At 64.6% G+C, this 16,870-nt stretch carries 21 protein-coding genes; 9 read left to right on the top strand and 12 right to left on the bottom strand.

The window, feature by feature from the left end:
• Window positions 1-3 precede the first annotated feature (3 nt).
• A complete protein-coding gene (locus tag Y882_RS05495) occupies window positions 4-693 on the top strand; it encodes a hypothetical protein (RefSeq protein WP_046970875.1) in 690 nt (229 codons plus the stop codon).
• A gap of 54 nt (window positions 694-747) precedes the next feature.
• On the opposite strand, the gene Y882_RS20920 is transcribed toward Y882_RS05495, so the two are convergent.
• The 7 genes from Y882_RS20920 to Y882_RS05460 all read right to left on the bottom strand — a co-directional run bounded on the left by Y882_RS20920 (window position 748) and on the right by Y882_RS05460 (window position 6,548).
• Window positions 748-1,047, bottom strand: coding sequence for a CsbD family protein (locus tag Y882_RS20920; RefSeq protein WP_342018510.1), 300 nt, complete (start codon window positions 1,045-1,047; stop codon window positions 748-750).
• A 70-nt stretch (window positions 1,048-1,117) separates the two neighbouring features.
• Window positions 1,118-3,055, bottom strand: a complete 1,938-nt coding sequence (locus tag Y882_RS05485; RefSeq protein WP_046970873.1) for a response regulator — start codon at window positions 3,053-3,055, stop codon at window positions 1,118-1,120.
• A complete protein-coding gene (locus Y882_RS05480) occupies window positions 3,042-3,923 on the bottom strand; it encodes a sensor histidine kinase (RefSeq protein WP_046970872.1) in 882 nt (293 codons plus the stop codon). Before Y882_RS05480 ends, Y882_RS05485 begins: the two co-directional genes overlap by 14 nt.
• The gene (locus tag Y882_RS05475; RefSeq protein ID WP_211259121.1) at window positions 3,916-4,932 is read right to left on the bottom strand and encodes an ATP-binding protein; all 1,017 of its coding nucleotides are present in this window, start codon (window positions 4,930-4,932) and stop codon (window positions 3,916-3,918) included. The genes Y882_RS05480 and Y882_RS05475 overlap by 8 nt, the downstream gene beginning before the upstream one ends.
• Window positions 4,923-5,327: an anti-sigma regulatory factor gene (locus tag Y882_RS05470; protein ID WP_046970871.1), complete on the bottom strand. Its 405-nt coding sequence runs from the start codon at window positions 5,325-5,327 to the stop codon at window positions 4,923-4,925. The genes Y882_RS05475 and Y882_RS05470 overlap by 10 nt, the downstream gene beginning before the upstream one ends.
• The gene (locus Y882_RS05465; RefSeq protein ID WP_046970870.1) at window positions 5,324-5,686 is read right to left on the bottom strand and encodes an STAS domain-containing protein; all 363 of its coding nucleotides are present in this window, start codon (window positions 5,684-5,686) and stop codon (window positions 5,324-5,326) included. Before Y882_RS05465 ends, Y882_RS05470 begins: the two co-directional genes overlap by 4 nt.
• Window positions 5,687-5,690: 4 nt before the next feature.
• Complete coding sequence (locus Y882_RS05460) at window positions 5,691-6,548, bottom strand: STAS domain-containing protein (protein WP_046970869.1); 858 nt, start codon at window positions 6,546-6,548, stop codon at window positions 5,691-5,693.
• A 159-nt stretch (window positions 6,549-6,707) separates the two neighbouring features.
• On the opposite strand from Y882_RS05460, the gene Y882_RS05455 reads away from it, so the two are divergent.
• Window positions 6,708-7,082: a response regulator gene (locus Y882_RS05455; protein WP_046970868.1), complete on the top strand. Its 375-nt coding sequence runs from the start codon at window positions 6,708-6,710 to the stop codon at window positions 7,080-7,082.
• A gap of 4 nt (window positions 7,083-7,086) precedes the next feature.
• Here the strand turns inward: Y882_RS05455 and Y882_RS05450 are convergent, their stop codons facing one another.
• Complete coding sequence (locus Y882_RS05450) at window positions 7,087-7,311, bottom strand: hypothetical protein (RefSeq protein ID WP_046970867.1); 225 nt, start codon at window positions 7,309-7,311, stop codon at window positions 7,087-7,089.
• 246 nt (window positions 7,312-7,557) lie between these two features.
• Here Y882_RS05450 and Y882_RS05445 point away from each other — a divergent pair, with 246 nt between their 5' ends.
• On the top strand, window positions 7,558-8,004 hold the full coding sequence (locus Y882_RS05445; protein ID WP_046970866.1) for a ferritin-like domain-containing protein: 447 nt from the start codon (window positions 7,558-7,560) through the stop codon (window positions 8,002-8,004).
• Between the two features lie 67 nt (window positions 8,005-8,071).
• On the opposite strand, the gene Y882_RS05440 is transcribed toward Y882_RS05445, so the two are convergent.
• Window positions 8,072-8,293, bottom strand: a complete 222-nt coding sequence (locus Y882_RS05440; RefSeq protein WP_156171325.1) for a hypothetical protein — start codon at window positions 8,291-8,293, stop codon at window positions 8,072-8,074.
• Window positions 8,294-8,520: 227 nt separating this feature from the next.
• Here Y882_RS05440 and Y882_RS20855 point away from each other — a divergent pair, with 227 nt between their 5' ends.
• From Y882_RS20855 to Y882_RS05415, 5 genes are all read left to right on the top strand, one after another.
• Window positions 8,521-8,850: a glycine zipper 2TM domain-containing protein gene (locus Y882_RS20855; protein WP_052949695.1), complete on the top strand. Its 330-nt coding sequence runs from the start codon at window positions 8,521-8,523 to the stop codon at window positions 8,848-8,850.
• Window positions 8,851-8,895: 45 nt separating this feature from the next.
• Window positions 8,896-9,414: a hypothetical protein gene (locus Y882_RS05430; RefSeq protein ID WP_046970865.1), complete on the top strand. Its 519-nt coding sequence runs from the start codon at window positions 8,896-8,898 to the stop codon at window positions 9,412-9,414.
• A 125-nt stretch (window positions 9,415-9,539) separates the two neighbouring features.
• Window positions 9,540-10,295, top strand: coding sequence for a response regulator transcription factor (locus Y882_RS05425; RefSeq protein ID WP_046970864.1), 756 nt, complete (start codon window positions 9,540-9,542; stop codon window positions 10,293-10,295).
• A gap of 309 nt (window positions 10,296-10,604) precedes the next feature.
• A complete protein-coding gene (locus Y882_RS05420; protein WP_046970967.1) occupies window positions 10,605-11,663 on the top strand; it encodes a glycosyltransferase family 4 protein in 1,059 nt (352 codons plus the stop codon).
• Between the two features lie 4 nt (window positions 11,664-11,667).
• A complete protein-coding gene (locus Y882_RS05415; RefSeq protein WP_046970863.1) occupies window positions 11,668-13,812 on the top strand; it encodes an amylo-alpha-1,6-glucosidase in 2,145 nt (714 codons plus the stop codon).
• Between the two features lie 3 nt (window positions 13,813-13,815).
• Here the strand turns inward: Y882_RS05415 and Y882_RS05410 are convergent, their stop codons facing one another.
• On the bottom strand, window positions 13,816-14,043 hold the full coding sequence (locus tag Y882_RS05410; protein WP_046970862.1) for a hypothetical protein: 228 nt from the start codon (window positions 14,041-14,043) through the stop codon (window positions 13,816-13,818).
• Window positions 14,044-14,106: 63 nt separating this feature from the next.
• A complete protein-coding gene (locus Y882_RS05405; protein ID WP_162207393.1) occupies window positions 14,107-14,751 on the bottom strand; it encodes a GIY-YIG nuclease family protein in 645 nt (214 codons plus the stop codon).
• A 56-nt stretch (window positions 14,752-14,807) separates the two neighbouring features.
• Here Y882_RS05405 and Y882_RS05400 point away from each other — a divergent pair, with 56 nt between their 5' ends.
• Window positions 14,808-15,863, top strand: a complete 1,056-nt coding sequence (locus tag Y882_RS05400) for a DNA topoisomerase IB (RefSeq protein WP_046970861.1) — start codon at window positions 14,808-14,810, stop codon at window positions 15,861-15,863.
• Between the two features lie 5 nt (window positions 15,864-15,868).
• Here the strand turns inward: Y882_RS05400 and Y882_RS05395 are convergent, their stop codons facing one another.
• On the bottom strand, window positions 15,869-16,843 hold the full coding sequence (locus Y882_RS05395) for a GlxA family transcriptional regulator (RefSeq protein WP_046970860.1): 975 nt from the start codon (window positions 16,841-16,843) through the stop codon (window positions 15,869-15,871).
• Window positions 16,844-16,870: the final 27 nt, after the last annotated feature.

Raw genomic sequence — 16,870 nt, 5'->3', positions numbered from 1 at the left:
GCCATGAATACATCGCCGTCGAGCTTCAGCAGCGCCATCCCCGGCTGGATCGGCGAAGCCTTCGGCCGACCCTCGGCGACGGAGGCCATGCAGTGGCTGCTCGCCACCATCGGTCAACAAGTGGGCGCCGACGTCTGCCTGGTATTGCGCCTCAACGGCGCGGGCACGCATGGCTCGCTGGCGTCGTCCTATGGCCCTAGTGCTCAATCCCTCTCGCGCGATCTCTATCCGCTCGGCGGCAGCACCATCGAACAGGTGTTCGGCGCGCCCTCGCCGGTCGCGCTCGAACGCAGCATGCTCAGTCGCGATCCCTGGCTTGCCCACCTGGGCATTGCCGGTGGCGCCACCGTGGCCCTGCAGCAGGGTCCGATGAAATTCGGCTCGCTGGGCGTCTACTTCACCCACGAGGACGTCGATGTCACCGATACGATCGCCCTGCTGACGGAAATTCGCCTGCTGATGTGGCCGCTGCTGTGCTGGCAGATACTGGGCGGGGACAACGGAGCGTCCAGTGCGGCGATGGACGCCGTGCACCGCGCCAACAATATCCTCAGCAATATCGTGCTGCTGACGGATCTGGCGCTGGATACCCCGTGCGGACGCGACGATGAGCATCTGCGCGCGCTGCTGCTGCGCATGGCCAGCGAGAGTGTGCGCTGCGCCGACGTGCTCAGGGAAATCAGTCCGGGCTAACTAAAGAGTAGCGGCGCCCGGCCGAGCGCCGCCCTCCCTGTTGGAGCGTACTAGTTAGTGGTGCTTGTCGAAGTCGCGCTGGCGATCGTGCTCTTTGCCGATTTCCTTCTGGATCTTGCCAGCATTCTTTTCGATGTTGCCTGCGGCTTCTTTGGCGGGATTGTTGGTGACCTTGCCGACGCCTTCTTTGATAGCGCCCTTCACTTCATGCTTGGTGCCTTCAACGCGATTCTTATCCATAACATCCTCCAGCGCCGCCGAATTGCGACAGGACGTTTTTAGGAATCGAGCGGTGCCCATCCTGTGAAAATAGAAGAAAGCACACCGTTCCCGTGAACCCGTCTTCAGCTGCATGCGCCACTTGTTAGAAGAGCGGCAAGGACGCATGCGCAGCACGTGCGCATTCACGCTCCAGTGGGCCCGCTCAGTTGAGCATCCCGCGCACCTTGGTCAGCAGCTGATCGATCTCAAAGGGCTTGATCAGGATATCCATGCCTTCGTCGAGCAACTCTTCGCCGGTCAACGCACGCTCGGCATAGCCGGTCATGAAGAGGATCGGCAAGGCCGGTCGCCACGCCCGCGCCGCTTCCGCAAGCTGCCGGCCATTCATGCCCGGCAGGCCGACATCGGTCAGCAGCAGGTGGATCGCCGCATCGCCACGCAAGGCGCGCAGCGCGGCATCCACATCCTCAGCCTCGGTACAGTGATAACCCGCATCGGACAGCAGCTCGCGTGCCAGCGCACGCAGCGAGGTGTTGTCTTCCACGATGAGGATGCTTTCGCCCTGCCCCTGCGGCCAGTCGGTCGCGGCATCGACTTCTTCCTCCACCTGCAATTGCCCTCGTGGCAGGGTGAGCCGCACTTCGGTGCCCACGCCCTTCTGGCTGCAGATGGCCACGCGTCCGCCCGACTGGCGCGAGAATCCGTAGATCATCGACAGCCCCAGGCCCGTGCCCTTGCCGATCGGCTTGGTCGAGAAGAACGGCTCGAACACGCGCTCCAGCACGTCGGGCTCGATGCCGGTGCCGTTGTCGATCACGGCCACCTGCACGTAGTCGCCATCGGGCAACTCGCCATCGCCTTGCAGGCTGACGGTGGAGGTCAGCACGCGTATCTCGCCGCCATTGGGCATGGCGTCGCGCGCATTGATCACCAGGTTGATGATGGCGTTCTCCAGCTGGTTCGCATCGACCTTGGCGATGCCGGTGCCGTCCATCAGGTCGAAGCGCAGTTCGATATGCTCGCCGATGGTCCGGCGCAACAGGTCGCCCAGCGAACGCACCAGGTGATTGATGTCCACCGGCTTGGGATCGAGCGGCTGCTGGCGCGCAAAGGCCAGCAGGCGATGCGTCAGCGACACGGCGCGGCGCGCCGAACCCAGCGCCATGTCGGCAAAGCGCTGCACGCCTTCCACGCGCCCCTCGGCGACATGGCGGCTCATCAGGTCGATGCCGGTGATGATGGTGGTGAGCAGGTTGTTGAAGTCGTGCGCGATGCCGCCGGTCAGTTTGCCCAGCGCATCCATCTTCATGGCCTGGTGCAGCTGCGACTCCGTGCGTTCGCGCTCGGCGATTTCCTGGGCCAGCTTGGTGTTGACCGAGGCCAGGGCTGCCACGTGGCGTTGCTCGCGCCGCCACTGCTCGGTGACGTCCTCGACGAAGACCAGGCCAAGATCCGGCGCGCGATAGGGCGCGATACGCCACTCGATATAACGCGGGACGCCGCGAATGCGCATGGAGAACGTGCCGCGCCAACGCTTGCGCTCGGACAGATGCGTACGCAATTGCTCCAGGGCGTCGTCCTGATTGAGCTCGAACGCGGTGGGCAGCTTGCCTTCATCCACCGCACCATCCAATAAACGCATGAAGGCTTCGTTCGCCTCATGCACCACCAGGCCCGAGTCCATTACCGCAATCGGCGCGATGGCGCTGGTAAAGATCTCGCGGAAGCGGGCCTCACTCTCCAGCAATGCGTCTTCGGCAATGCGTACGCGCAGCAAGGTGCGCAGCGTCGCCAGCAGCACGTCGGGGTCCACCGGATGGATCAGATAGGCATCGGCGCCCGCATCCAGCCCGGTGATCAGATCGTTGGTTTCGATCGACGCCGCCGACACGTGGATCACCGGCAGCAGGCGCGTGGTCGCCTGGCTGCGCAGATGGCGCACGATGTCGAAACCGCTGATATCGGGAAGATTCACATCCAGGATCAAGGCGGCGAACGCGTTCTGCGCCATCAAGGCAAGACCTTCCGAGCCCGTGCCCGCTTCCATCACGGGGTAGCCATGGCGTTCGAGCACACGCCGCATCGCGTAGCGCGTGGCGGCGTTGTCGTCGACGATCAGCAGCGGGTTATGGCGTGGCATCGACAGCAGCCTCCGGCAGCGTACGCGGAAGAACCACAAAGAACACCGAACCCTCGCCCGGCTTGCTCTCCATGCCGACATGGCCACCCAGCAATTCCGCATAGCGCTTGCATAGCGCCAGGCCCAGGCCGGTACCGCGCAGGCGCTTCTGCAGCGGCGATTCCAGCTGGCTGAAATCCTTGAACAGATCCTGCTGCAGGTCCTCGGGGATGCCGATGCCCGTATCGCGCACGGCAAAGCACACGGTGCCGTCATCCTGCAGGTGGGCCGATACTTTCACCGTGCCGCGCGGCGTGAACTTCAAGGCATTGGAAATGTAATTACGCAGGATCTGCGCCACCTTGCGATCGTCGGTGTAAAGCCTGGGCATGCCTTCTGGATCTTCGAAGATGAGGTCGGCATCGGTCATCTCGGTGATCGGGCGGAAGGTACCGCGCAGCGCGGAGAACAAATCCACCATGTCGAACCAGGCCGGCGAAATGGTGATACGCCCCGCCTCGATCTTGGCCAGGTCCAGCAAGTCGTCGACCATGTCGCTCAGTTCGCGCGCGGCGTTGGAGATGTACCTGACCTGCCGGTGCTGTTCTTCCGAGAGCGCCCCATCCATTTCGTCGGTCATGATGCGCGCAATGCTCAGGATCGAGCCCAGCGGCGTACGGAATTCGTGGCTCATATAGGACAGGAAGCGGCTCTTCAGCTCGGAGGCTTCGCGCAACTGCTCGGCCTGCTTGTCCAGCTCGGCGTAAAGCGCGACCACGCCCTGGTTGGTTTCCTCCAGCTCGGCGCGCAGCGCGGCCGACTCCTCGCGCAGCCGCTCCAGCTCCTCTCTCTCGGAGGCCGGAGACCCGGGCTTGATGGATTCAGACATGCGGCCGCTCCAGGGCTATCACCATCACGGTGGCGTCGTCGCGACCCCGGCTGAAGTCGCGATGCAGTACCGCGGCGATCACCGCCGGGTGCCGCTGCAACAGGCCCGGATAATCGGCCATGCGCCAACGCGACTGCAGGCCATCGCTATGCATGATCAGCAGCTGCCCGATGATATCGCCGAAATCGAAGGCCTGGGCGCGCCGGAACTGCGCGCCGACGATACCCGGATGCGAGGCCAGGCCACGCGCGGACTCCATCGTAATCAAGGACGCGGCAATGTTGCCGATGCCGGCAAAGCGCAGCGTGCCCTGGGCAGTATCCACCCGCGCCAGCGCCACGGCGCCTCCGCGGGTACCCATCATGGCCTGGTGCAGGTCCACCATCAGCGCGGCGGGTTCGCCCAGTGGCTGTGCGACAAAGGCCTGGACGGCGGCCGCTGCCGCCATCGACGCCGCCTCGCCATGCCCCAGCCCATCCACCATCAGGAACGACCACGTGGTGTCCTTGTTCGCCAGCGCCCAGCCGTCGCCGCAAAGCGTTTCACCGTGCAGCGCCGTCTGGCTCACGCCGAAACGCAGGTCTTCATCGGCCTGCTGGCGCGGATAGAAACGGGCCAGCACCACCGAACCACGGCTGTCGGCATAGACATCCATCACCTGCGACTGGCGTACCACCGCACCGAGCCCGATACCCTGGGTGCCCCCGGTGGAAAATCCATCGGGCAGGCAATTGGCAAGACTGAAGCCAGGGCCGCGATCCACGGCAATGATCTCGACGCCGCGCGTGCGCCTCCCGGGGATTTCCCGCAGGTAGATCACGCCGCCACCGCCATGCTTGATGACATTGGTGGCCAGCTCGGTCGCCACCAGCGCGACACGTCCACCATCGGCATCGTCGAAGCCCGCTTCGTCGGCCAACTGCTGCGCGCAGCGGCGTGCCTGACCGACCTGCGTGATTTCATCGATCACGATGGCCGCGCCCAGCGACCCGGGCAGCGTCAGTTCCATTTGGTGATGGTGACGCGCGTACCCTGCCCTGGCGCGCTCTGGATTTCGAATTGATCGACCAGCCGCTTGGCGCCGGCCAGTCCCAGTCCCAGACCGGTGCCGGAGGTCCAGCCATCGGTCATGGCCTGCTTCAGATCGGCAATGCCCGGGCCGGTGTCGCGAAAAACCAGCTGCACTCCCTTGCGCGCGCCCTCTTCGACGATCGTCCAATCCATGTCGCCGCCACCGCCGTAAATGACGGCGTTGCGTGCCAACTCGCTCACCGCGGTCACCAGCTTGGTCTGATCCACCAGGCGCAGGCCGCACTCCTGCGCCAGCTTGCGCACGGCCTGGCGGCCAAGCACGACGTCCTGCTCGGAGCGGATGGCGTAGGTTCCACTGCGCGGCGTGCTCATTGGGACTGCACGCGCTCGCGCAGCAGTTTCATGCCGCGCTCGACATCGAGCGCCGTGCTCACGCCGGACAAGGTGAGCCCCAGTTCCACCAGGGTGATGGCCACGGCCGGCTGCATGCCGACCACTACGGTTTCGGCATCCATGATGCGCGACAGGCCCGAGATCATGCCGATCATCCGGCCAATGAAGGAATCGACCACGTCGAGCGCGGAGATATCGATCAGCACCCCTTTGGCGGAGGTTTCGCTGATCTTGGCGGACAAGTCGTCCTGCAAGGTCATGGCGAGCTGGTCATGCATGTCCACCTGGATGGTGACCAGTAGAAAGCTGCCCATGCGCAAGATGGGAATGCGATCCATGAGCTTACTCGGCCCGCGTCACGCTCAGGCCCGAGCGCTTGAGCGCCAGTGCCAGCGCGTCGGCCAGGTTGGCCTTCGTCACGATGCCTCCCAGGTCAAGACCCAGGTGCACGATGGTCTGCGCGATCTGTGGCCGGATGCCGCTGATGATGCAATCGGCGCCCATCAGCCGGATCGCCGTCACCGTCTTCAACAGGTGCTGGGCCACCAGCGTATCGACCGTGGGCACGCCGGTGATGTCGATGATGGCGATATCCGAACCGGTTTCCACGATACGTTGCAGCAGCGATTCCATCACCACCTGCGTGCGCTGCGAATCGAGCGTACCGATCATCGGCAAGGCCAGCACCCCGTCCCACAGCTTGACCACCGGCGTGGAAAGCTCGAGCAGCTCCTCTTGCTGGCGCCTGATCACTTCTTCGCGCGACTTCTGGAAGGCGCGTATGGTGTGCATGCCCAGGGTGTCGAGCAGCTCGGAGATGGCCCACAGCTCGGCCGACAGCGCCATGGGATCGCTCGCATAAGTCTTCTGCAGCAGATCGAACAGAGGGCGCTTCAACGAAAAGATGAAGTGCGCCGTGTGATGCGAATCGAAACCCTGCATCGCGCGGCTGCGCGACAGCGTTTCGAGGAATTGGCGCGACTCGGACCATTCAGTCCTGGCCAGGTCGGCCACATCACCGGCGACCGAGGCGCTCACCAGCAAGGCAAGAAACTCCTTTGCCTGGCGGCTCACGTCGTCGCGGCTGATGCGGTTGTCCGACAGCGAGCCACCCTGCTGCAGGTTCGCGATCCAACCGTCCAGCAAGGCGGATTGGTGGTGCTTGATCGCGTCGATGGTTGCCGGCTTGAGTATCGACATAAGGCAGTCTCCCCATTCAATTCATTCATCATCAGGGATCATGCGTAGCTTGGGAATAGGCGTCGAGGAAAACTTCCGTGTGTATGGAAATTTGACACGCTGTTGACGTTCCCGCCTTTAGACAGATCGGTTACGGCCTTTTGTCCAGCAAGCGACTCCATGAACCCCGATCACGTCCTGACCATCCTGCTCGTCGAAGACGATGACGGAATCCGCACCATTGCCAGCGTGCTGTTGGAGTCGGAAGGCCATCTCGTGCATGCGATGGCCAGCGGCGAACTGGCCAGCGAGTGGCTCAAGCAAGGCCAGCCCGACGTGCTGTTTACCGATATCAATCTGCCGGGCGGCATGAACGGCACGGAGCTGGCGCGTCTCGCGCGCCTTGCCCATCCCGGGCTGCGCATCCTGATGACCTCGGGCGAGGCGATACCCGATCCCGCCTGGCTGGCATCGGGCAATCATTACCTCAACAAGCCCTACGACCGCCGTTCCCTGCTGGCGGCCATCGAAGCGACGGCCAAGGCGGCGGCCTGATCGATCACGGTGCTGGCGGCGCGCCCATGCCGACCTCGGCCACCATGCATCGAATGCGCTGCAGCACCCAATCGTGATCGTCGCGCGCGGCATTGCGCAGCACCTCTTCCGCCAGGCCTGAGAACTCCTGCCAGAACAACGGCGGCTCCGGATATTTCCGGGCCAGTGCCTGCGCATAGCCCTGCAGTCGATCCAGATCGCTATCGAGATTGTCGCGATTCTTGGTCATGGTGATTCAACGGCTCATCTGGCCAAAAGTCTCCTGTGCCTTGCACGTTGAATGTTGTAGCGGCCGCACGTTATGCATCACGTCGCGAACGTGTCAGCTGGATGTGATGCGCTCAACACTCTTGCAACGCCAGCCAAACGCAACGTGCAGATCCTCGCCTCGCTTCGGATGTTTCACATTTGAGCGGCAGTGCACTCACGAGCGGATCGCCATGGTCAACGCACACCCCACGACGAGGCTATCCCCATGAGTCAGCACGACCACGAAATCAAGGTGCTTAACGGCCTGATCGAAACCACCATCGACAGCGTCGACGGTTATGCCGAGGCCGCCAAGGATGCCGAGAACGCCCAGTTTCGCGATCTCTTCCTTACCCGCGCCGCCGAGCGCCGCCAGGTGGCTGCGCGCCTGCGCGAGGCCGTGCGTCGCGAAGGTGGCGAGCCGGCCGATGACGGCACCGTGCTCGCATCGGCCCATCGCATGTTCACCGGCCTGCGCAGCTCCATGAGCCATGGCGACAAGGCGGTGATCGCGGAAGTGGAACGCGGCGAAGATCACATCAAGGCGAAGTACGATGAAGCGCTCAAGGACGACAAGCTCTCGCTTTCGGCGCGCGAATCCATCCAGCAGGCCTATACCTCGGTGCGCCAGGGCCATGACCAGATGAGTGCGATCAAGCACGCGGTGCAATAAACCACCGGCAACGCTACGCTCGTAGCGATGACCAGCGAGGGACGGCATGCCGTCCCTCGCTGCTTGATCACATCTGCGGCTGCTGCTCGGGAGGCGGCACCGGATCGCCCACGGCCGGTGGCTGCGGCTCGGGATCGGTCAAGGGCGGACGCGCCGGCGTGGGCATCGGCGGCTCCGGCGGCGCGGGCGGTTCGACCGGGCTGGGCGGGGCCGGCGGCTTGACCGGATCAGGCGTGGGCGCCGGCACTTCACCGTGCGCGGCAACCATGACGAACTTCTCGACGATCATCGTGCGACTCCTGCATGGACGCATTCATCGTCGCCATTGCCGATTGAACTGCGTGCACGATCCGCGTGAATGCCCGCGTTCACGGCGTGCCGTATCGGAACGATTCATCACCCTGTACGCATCGCTGCGAACAGTGCAACCGCAGCTGACTTGCACCATCAAAATTTGACCGGCTGGTCACTTGTCGGCGCGTAATTCTCGTCGTCACGCCAACGGAGGACCGACGCATGAAGACGCGTGCCATCACTTCCCTCGCCATCATCCTGGCGACCTTCACGGGCGCCACGTTTGCGCAGACGCAGACCCGCACCGTGTGCGAAGACGTGCCGGTGAAGCAGGTCAATTCCAGCGACACCCATCGCGTCGCAGGCACCGCCATTGGCGCCGTGGCCGGCGGCGTGCTCGGCAATCAGGTCGGTGGCGGCAAGGGCAAGACGCTCGCCACGGTCGGCGGCGCCGTCGCTGGCGGCGTGGTGGGCAACCAGGTGCAGAAATCGCATCAGGACAAGAACGCCACCTACACCACCGAGCGCCGCTGCCATCAGGAGCAGTACTGAGCTGCGCTCCATCACCGCCCATCCATCGAACCAGGAGAACCCTGCATGCAAACGTCCGTCTATTGCATGGCCCGCACTTCGGAGCAGGCTGAAGTGATCCTGCTGGAACTCAAGCAGGCCGGTTTTACCAATAACGATATTTCCGCCCTGCTTCCGGATCGACGCGGCACCAAGGATTTTGCCCACGAACACAACACCAAGGCGCCCGAAGGCGCGACCGCGGGCGGCATCGCCGGCATGGGCGTGGGCGCCGCGCTCGGTTGGCTGGCCGGTGTCGGCGCATTGGCGATACCGGGTGCCGGGCCTTTCATTGCGGCCGGTCCGATCATGGCGGCCCTCAGCGGCGCCGCCGTCGGCACCGCGACCGGCGGTGTGGTCGGCAGTCTGGTCGGACTGGGCATGCCTGAATTCGAAGCCAAGCGCTACGATGCGAAGATCCGCGAGGGCAATATCCTCATCTCCGTGCATACCGAAAGCGGCAAGCAAAAAGACGTGGCCAAAGACGTCTTCAAACGCAACAATGCGGACGACATCTCGACCGCTGCGGAGGCTCGCGTTCATTGAGCCTATGGCGAGTTTGACGCCAGCTGACTCGGCCCAGCGCCGGCAACGAGGTTTTCACACGTGGCTCACGACCGGAACGATCTGATCCGGTCATTCACCACGTACAGCACAGTGGGGGCAATGATATGCACGCCAAGAAACGTCGATCCGGTTTCGTCATCCTGGTGGAAGACAACCGCCAGAACGCGCAGGCCACGGGTGAATACCTGGAAAGCCAGGGTTACACAGTGGATTATGCCTACGATGGCATCACCGGCCTGCACCTGGCCTCGTCCAACGATTACGACGCCGTCGTACTCGACGGGATGCTGCCCGGCATGGATGGCCTGGAGGTCTGCCGTCGCCTGCGCGGCGAACACAAGCTGGCCGCGCCCATTCTGATGCTCACCGGCCGCAATACGCTGGACGACAAGGTCGCCGGCCTCGACACCGGTGCGGACGATTACCTGTGCAAGCCCTTCGATCTGCGCGAGCTGGAAGCACGCCTGCGCACGCTCATCCGCCGTGAGCGTCACCAGGTATCGCGTGAGGTCCTCACCGTGGGCGATCTCACCTTCGACACCGGCACGCTGAGCGTGACGCGTGCCGAGCAGGAACTCACGCTGTCGCCGATCGGCTTGCGCCTGCTGGCCATCCTGATGCGCGAGTCGCCGCGCGTGGTCAGCCGCTCGCGCCTGGAACGCGAGGTCTGGGGCGAATCGCTGCCCGATTCGGATACCTTGCGCTCGCACCTCTATATCTTGCGCCGCGCGATCGACAAGCCGTTCGCCAATCCCTTGATGCACACGTTGCCGACAGCAGGTTATCGCCTTGCCGATCTTTCGCCCGCCGCCAAGGGCGCCACACCCAAGGCATCCGGCACGACTCTCGCCATGGCCTGATACATCGGCAGCAGGCGCGAATCCGACGGCCGCCGAGCGATCGGCGGCCGTTCTTTTTTCCAGAAACGATGGCGTCAAACATCGTCTCCACGCAGGCTCCACTATCAACCACGCAAAGTCCAAGGCACGGACCCACACCGCCCCGCGCAAGCACCACATCAACCGCAAGCGCCGCGATACCAGCCTCGCCGATTGAACGCATGCAGCCATCTGGCTCGCTCGCCGCACGCCAATCGCCCGGCCTCCCGCATGGATGCGCTATCCCATCGATGACGCCACGCGGCGCCGTCCGCCACCAGCGAGGTGACCGTGCGTATCGCCCAGATCTCACCGCTCTATGAATCGGTTCCGCCCAAACTCTATGGTGGTACCGAGCGCATCGTCGCCTACCTGACCGACGCCCTGGTCAGGCGCGGCCACGACGTCACCCTGTTCGCCAGCGCCGATGCCCAGACCCGGGCGCGATTGTGTGCCACGCGCGCGCAGTCGATCCGGCTCGACCCCTCGCCGCTGAAATCCGATCTGGCCGCGCACCTGACCTTGCTGCACGAGGTGCAGCGACAGATCGATCGATTCGATGTGCTGCACTTCCATATCGACCTGCTGCACTTGCCCGCGTTCGAAGCGGTGGCCTCGCGCACCATCACCACCTTGCATGGCCGCCTGGACCTGTCCGACCTGGGCGATGCCTATGCGCGCTGGCCACAATATCCGCTGGTCTCGATCTCCCGGCAGCAGCGCGCGCCGATGCCCCATGCATCGTGGATCGCCACCGTGCCGCACGGCATACCGGCCGAGCTTTATCGTGCCCACCCTCAATCGGGCGAGGGCTATCTGGCCTTCCTCGGACGCATCTCGCCGGAGAAGCGCCCGGATCGTGCGATCGCCATCGCCCGGCGTGCCGGCATTCCGCTGCGCATCGCGGCCAAGGTAGATGCGGTGGATCAGGCGTATTTCCACGAGCATATCGCGCCGATGCTCGACGATCCGCTGGTGCAGTACGTGGGTGAGATCAGCGACGCCGAAAAAGAGGCCTTCCTGGGCAACGCGCGCGCCCTGCTGTTTCCCATCGACTGGCCCGAGCCGTTCGGGCTGGTGATGATCGAGGCGATGGCCTGCGGCACACCCGTGATCGCATGGAACTGCGGATCGGTGCCCAGCGTCGTCGACGATGGCTTGACCGGCTTCATAGTAAACAGTGAGGACGAAGCGGTCCAAGCCGTCAAACGCATCCCCAGGCTCAACCGCAAGAGTATCCGTAGCGTCTTCGAACGGTGCTTCACTGCCGACGTCATGGCGGCCGCCTATGAGACGGTTTACCGCCAGGCCTTGATGGAGTCGGCCGATCTTCGCGCGGTAGGAACCTGAGCGGATGAATGAAGACGCGTTTACTCCCAATGAGATAACCGACAGCCTCAGCATCGGCGAAACGCGTGCCATGTTTGCGCTCAAGGCGGCGCACAGCTTTGCCGTGAGCGACGCACGCGGCGATATGCTGGGCGGTGCCGAGGGCATGTTCCGCAACGATACCCGCGTGCTCTCGCACTTGATCCTTGAGCTGGGCGGCGAGCGCCCTTCGCTGCTCAGCGGCGCGGTCAGCCACGACAACGTGTTGTTCACCGCCGACCTCACCAATGAGCCCCTGCCGCCGACCGGCGGCAAGGCCGCGCCGGCGGGCGTGATCCATGTGCAACGCACCAGGCTGCTGTGGGACAACCGCCTGTTCGAGCAGATCCACCTGCACAATTTCGACGACAGCGATCTGACGGTGCTGGTGCGCCTGCGCTTTCATGCCGATTTTCGCGACATCTTCGAAGTGCGCGGCATGACCCGCAAGCAGCGCGGCGAGGCGCTGCCCGCCGAGCTCCATGGCGACCACGTCAAGCTGGGTTATCGCGGACTCGATGAGGTGCTGCGCAGCACGGTGATCTCGTTTTCCGGCAAGCCGCAGCACCTGGGCGCACAGCGGGCAGACTTCGAACTGGCCATTCCCCGACTGGGCAGCACCTCGCTTTACCTGGAGGTGGGCGACGAATATCTGCAGCCCACACGCGAGCGCTATCGCGCTGCAGCCGCTGCAGCGCGTGCCACCATGCGCCGCCGTCGTCATCGTGGCGCCTGTCTCAAGAGCAACTCGCGCCTGTTCAACAACTGGCTGGATCGCTCGCGTGCCGACATCGCGCTGCTGGTGGCCGACCTGCCTACCGGCCCCTACCCTTACGCGGGCATTCCGTGGTTTTCCACGCCGTTCGGACGCGATGGCCTGATCACGGCGCTGCAGACGCTGTGGGTCGATCCCAGCCTGGCTCGCGGCGTGCTGGCGTATCTATCCAGTCGGCAGGCCACGGAAACCTCGGCGTTTCGCGATTCGGCGCCGGGCAAGATCATGCACGAGACGCGCTCAGGTGAAATGGCCTCGCTGGGCGAAGTGCCGTTCGGCCTCTACTACGGCGGCGTGGACAGCACACCGCTGTTCGTCATGCTGGCCGGCGCCTATGCGCAGCGCACCGCCGATTACGCCTTCATCGACCAGTTGTGGCCCTCACTCAAGGCCGCCATGGGCTGGATTGAAACCACCTGCGATGCGCACGCCCACGGTTTTCTCGCCTATGCGCGCGGCGCCGAGGGCGGCCTGGTCAATCAAGGCTGGAAGGACAGCAATGATTCCGTCTTTCACGCAGACGGGCGCATTCCGCAGGGACCGATCGCCCTGATCGAGGTCCAGGGCTATGTCTATGCCGCGCTGCGCAGCATGGCCAAGCTGGCCGAACATCGCGGCGACAGCGATTGCGCGATGCGCTGGCGCACGCGCGCCGCCGCCATGCGGCACGCGGTGGAGGAGCTGTTCTGGGACGAGGAGATGGCCAACTACGCGATCGCCCGCGACGGCGACGATTCGCTATGCCGCGTGCGCGCCTCCAATGTGGGACATCTGCTGTACACCGGACTGCCGCGCAAGAAACGGGCGCGCCAGGTGATCCGCCAGCTCTGTTCGGCGGCCTTCGACGGCGGCTGGGGCATCCGCACGCTGGCCAACGAGCAGGCACGCTACAACCCCATGTCCTATCACGACGGCTCCGTGTGGCCGCACGACGTCGCCATGGGCGCCGCCGGCATGGCGCAATACGGCGAGCGCGCCGATGTGGTGCGCCTGGTCGGAGAAACTTTTGAGGCCGCCACGCATTTCGGCATGCGTCTGCCGGAACTGTTCTGCGGTTTTCCGCGCCGCGCCGGCGAGCCTCCGGTGGCCTATCCGGTGGCCTGCATGCCGCAGGCCTGGGCCGCCGGCACCATGTTCATGCTGATGCAGGCCTGCCTGGGCGTGGAGATCGACGGCCGCCGCGGCATCGTGCACGTGCGCCGCCCACGGCTGCCCCAGGGCATCGACCGACTGGTCGTCAACGGCCTGGAGGTGGCCGGTGCGCAACTGGACCTGGGCTTCGAACGCATTGGCGGGCGCGTGGTGACCTTCCGCGAACGCGGCGACAATGATCTGCGCATCCAGGTGGAGCAATGACCACTAGAACATCGGGTAACACCCCTGCACCCCGTGCGTGCTCAGCATGGCGCCGATGCGCGCGGTCAACCAGTCTTGATCAAGTGGATCGCTGCGTTGCATCAGCTCGTCGGCAAGTTCGGCGAAGCGCGGCCAGAATTCGGTCGCCGAGGGATGCGCCTGCAGCAACGAGGACACTTCGATATCCAGTTCGTCGAGGCTGCGTTCCAGGCGTAGTCGATTGGGCTTCATGCGCGCAGCGTAAGCCCGGATTCATCACGGCGATGTGGGATTTTTGCGAGCGAGGCGTCTTGCCTAAAACCGCCCGCGCCACGCCAGCACGCTATCCGGAAACAGGTCGGCCAGCGGCAGGTCGACCGCCTCGCAGGCATCCATCACATAAGCCAGCGAACGGGCCGCATCACCCCGTTGCAGTTCACGCGGCACATTGAACGCCTCGTACTCGATCGCCTCCAGCATGCGCAGCGACCACTCGTAGAGCACGTCGCCCTGGTCCAGGAACCACTGCTGCAGCCAGCTTTTGAGCGTGTGCAGGGGCAAGTCATCGCGCGCCGACACCGCCTGCAATTCGGCGGTCACCTCGGGACACACGCCGCGCAGCCATTCACTGTAGCCGGCGGCGGCATCGGGTATCACCAGCGGCGCGGGCGAACGCTGCTGGGCGTGCCGCAGCAGGATGCTGCGCTCGACCTGGCGCGCCTGCGCAAGCCGCTCGGTTTCAAGCAGCAGTCCGCGATCCAGATCGAACACGTCGAAAAACCGCCGATGCAGGCTGCGCATGCGCACCAGCGGCTGCCGCGAGTAGCCGACCTTCAGCAGGTCTTGTTCCCGCCACGGCAGCATATAGACGAAGGTACGCCCCTTGCTGAGCGTCCTGGGCATGACGAATTCATCCATGCCGGTGATGGTTGCACAGGCAGCGCCCCAACCGGAGCCCATGCCAAGGTCACAAAAGCCAATCAGGCGATTCACGTCGCGCGTGAAAGCCTCCACACATGACCGTGAACAAGCAGGCTGCCAGCCGCCCCGAACGCGATGCCGCGTCCGAAGGGCTGGTCTACATGCGCGGCGACGAACCCGGCCTGCGCCGGCGACGCCAGGGCAAGGGCTTTGTCTATCTCGACGCCCGCGGGCATCGCATCACCCAGGCGCGCGTGCTCGATCGCATCCGCCTGCTCGCCATACCGCCGGCCTATGTCGACGTCTGGATCAGCGCCAACCCACGCGGCCATCTGCAGGCCACCGGGCGCGATGCCAAGGGACGCAAGCAGTATCGCTACCACGCACGTTGGCGCCGCGTGCGCGATGGCGGCAAGTTTTCGCATATGGCCGAATTCGGGGCGGCGCTACCGCGTATCCGGCGGCGTGTTCGTGTCGATCTCGCCTTGCCCGGCTGGCCCAAGGAGAAGGTGCTGGCGCTGCTGGTGCGGCTGCTGGATGAAACCCTGATCCGCGTGGGCAACGAAGCCTATGCCGCGGACAACGGCAGCTACGGCCTCACCACGTTGCGCTCGCGCCACCTGCGTACCGAAGCAGGCAAGCTGCACCTGATTTTCCCCGCCAAGAGCGGCCGTCAAAGCGACGTGACACTCGGCAATAAACGGCTGGCGCGCCTGTTGCGTCGCGTCCAGCAGTTGCCGGGGCAGCGACTGTTTCAATACGTCGACGATCAAGGCAAGCGCCATGCCGTCGACTCGGGCATGGTCAACGACTATCTGCACGAAGCCGGCGGCGGCGACTTCACCGCCAAGGATTTTCGTACCTGGGCCGGCACGGTGATGGCGATCGGCCTGCTTGCCGAGGCACCCACGCCGGTCGACGCCAGCGAGCGCGAGTTGCAGGAGGCGATCAACCTGGTCGTCCGCGAGGTGGCCGATGCGCTGCGCAATACGCCCAAGGTCTGCCGCACTTCGTATATCCATCCCAAGGCGTTCGAAGGATGGAAGGATGGCAGCCTGCATCGCCTGGTGCCCGCATCGGTGGCGCATCAATCGAGAAAGCTCGAAAGCGCCACGCTGCGCTTTCTCAAATATCGCCCGCGCAGCCGCTGAGTCGATTATTGCTCAGTGACGACAGCCGGCCGATGCATGCGTCGATAGTCCGCAGGCGTGACGCCCAGCTGGCGCATGAAGGCACGACGCAGGCCATTGGCATCCGCATAGCCGCACATATCGGCCACGCGCTTGGGCGGCTCCTGCCCCAGTTCCAGCAATCGACGTGCCGCTTCCACCCGCACCTGTTCCACATACTCGGCAGGCGGCACGCCTACTTCCTGATGGAACACGCGGGCGAAATGACGTGGACTCAAACCCGCACGCTTCGCCAACGCCGCCACCGAGTGATCTTCGCCGGGATGCGCGCCGATCCAGCGCTGCAGTTCCTGGATGGCCGCGTGCCCCGCGAGCTCCGCTTCGCCATGCCGGCTGAACTGCAATTGCCCACCGGGACGCTTGAAGAACATCACCAGCTCGCTGGCCACCTGCATCGCCACGTCGCGGCCAAGGTCTTCCTCGACCAGGGCCAGCGCGAGATCCATGCCCGCTGTCACGCCCGCCGCGGTGCACACCGGACCATCGCGCAGATAGAGCGCATCGGGCTCAACCTGGATCTGCGGGTGACGCTCGCGCATCACCTCGACCACGCCCCAGTGCGTAGTGATGCGACGCCCGTCGATCAGGCCGCTGGCCGCCAGCACCAGCGCGCCATTGCACACGGAGCCATAGCGCCGACTGCGCCTGGCGGCGCGCCGCAGCCAGTCCAATGCACTGAGATGAACCGGCGCATGGGCCATGCCGGGCGCGCCGGCCACGAGCACGGTATCGAAGCGAGGGAGAGGATCGCGCAGGGTCAGGTCCGGCATCAGCCGCACGCCGGACGAACTCTCGATCGCACGGGTGGAGGTGCCCACCACCAGCGGCTGATAAACCGTCTTGCCCAAGCGTCGATTCGCTTCGGCAAACACGTCCAGCGGACCGGACACGTCCAGCAGCTGCACGCCGGGAAAGGCCAGGATGGCGATGGTGCGGATCATGGCGCCTCCGACACGCGTCCGTCCTGG

The organism is Dyella japonica DSM 16301 (assembly GCF_001010355.1).
In the GTDB taxonomy this organism is placed as follows: domain Bacteria; phylum Pseudomonadota; class Gammaproteobacteria; order Xanthomonadales; family Rhodanobacteraceae; genus Dyella; species Dyella japonica.
The sequence above is the reverse complement of the archived record's forward strand: the minus strand, read 5'-3'. Positions and strand labels throughout refer to the sequence as shown.

Coding starts and splice junctions, on each gene's coding strand:
- Y882_RS05495 (WP_046970875.1), top strand. CDS start 4: ATGAATACATCGCCGTCGAGCTTCAGCAGCGCCATCCCCGGCTGGATC.
- Y882_RS05440 (WP_156171325.1), bottom strand. CDS start 8,293: ATGATCGTCGAGAAGTTCGTCATGGTTGCCGCGCACGGTGAAGTGCCG.
- Y882_RS05395 (WP_046970860.1), bottom strand. CDS start 16,843: ATGATCCGCACCATCGCCATCCTGGCCTTTCCCGGCGTGCAGCTGCTG.
- Y882_RS05445 (WP_046970866.1), top strand. CDS start 7,558: ATGAGTCAGCACGACCACGAAATCAAGGTGCTTAACGGCCTGATCGAA.
- Y882_RS20920 (WP_342018510.1), bottom strand. CDS start 1,047: ATGCAGCTGAAGACGGGTTCACGGGAACGGTGTGCTTTCTTCTATTTT.
- Y882_RS05430 (WP_046970865.1), top strand. CDS start 8,896: ATGCAAACGTCCGTCTATTGCATGGCCCGCACTTCGGAGCAGGCTGAA.
- Y882_RS05450 (WP_046970867.1), bottom strand. CDS start 7,311: ATGACCAAGAATCGCGACAATCTCGATAGCGATCTGGATCGACTGCAG.
- Y882_RS05410 (WP_046970862.1), bottom strand. CDS start 14,043: ATGAAGCCCAATCGACTACGCCTGGAACGCAGCCTCGACGAACTGGAT.
- Y882_RS05480 (WP_046970872.1), bottom strand. CDS start 3,923: ATGTCTGAATCCATCAAGCCCGGGTCTCCGGCCTCCGAGAGAGAGGAG.
- Y882_RS20855 (WP_052949695.1), top strand. CDS start 8,521: ATGAAGACGCGTGCCATCACTTCCCTCGCCATCATCCTGGCGACCTTC.
- Y882_RS05460 (WP_046970869.1), bottom strand. CDS start 6,548: ATGTCGATACTCAAGCCGGCAACCATCGACGCGATCAAGCACCACCAA.
- Y882_RS05475 (WP_211259121.1), bottom strand. CDS start 4,932: ATGGAACTGACGCTGCCCGGGTCGCTGGGCGCGGCCATCGTGATCGAT.
- Y882_RS05470 (WP_046970871.1), bottom strand. CDS start 5,327: ATGAGCACGCCGCGCAGTGGAACCTACGCCATCCGCTCCGAGCAGGAC.
- Y882_RS05415 (WP_046970863.1), top strand. CDS start 11,668: ATGAATGAAGACGCGTTTACTCCCAATGAGATAACCGACAGCCTCAGC.
- Y882_RS05455 (WP_046970868.1), top strand. CDS start 6,708: ATGAACCCCGATCACGTCCTGACCATCCTGCTCGTCGAAGACGATGAC.
- Y882_RS05485 (WP_046970873.1), bottom strand. CDS start 3,055: ATGCCACGCCATAACCCGCTGCTGATCGTCGACGACAACGCCGCCACG.
- Y882_RS05405 (WP_162207393.1), bottom strand. CDS start 14,751: ATGGGCTCCGGTTGGGGCGCTGCCTGTGCAACCATCACCGGCATGGAT.
- Y882_RS05465 (WP_046970870.1), bottom strand. CDS start 5,686: ATGGATCGCATTCCCATCTTGCGCATGGGCAGCTTTCTACTGGTCACC.
- Y882_RS05400 (WP_046970861.1), top strand. CDS start 14,808: ATGACCGTGAACAAGCAGGCTGCCAGCCGCCCCGAACGCGATGCCGCG.
- Y882_RS05425 (WP_046970864.1), top strand. CDS start 9,540: ATGCACGCCAAGAAACGTCGATCCGGTTTCGTCATCCTGGTGGAAGAC.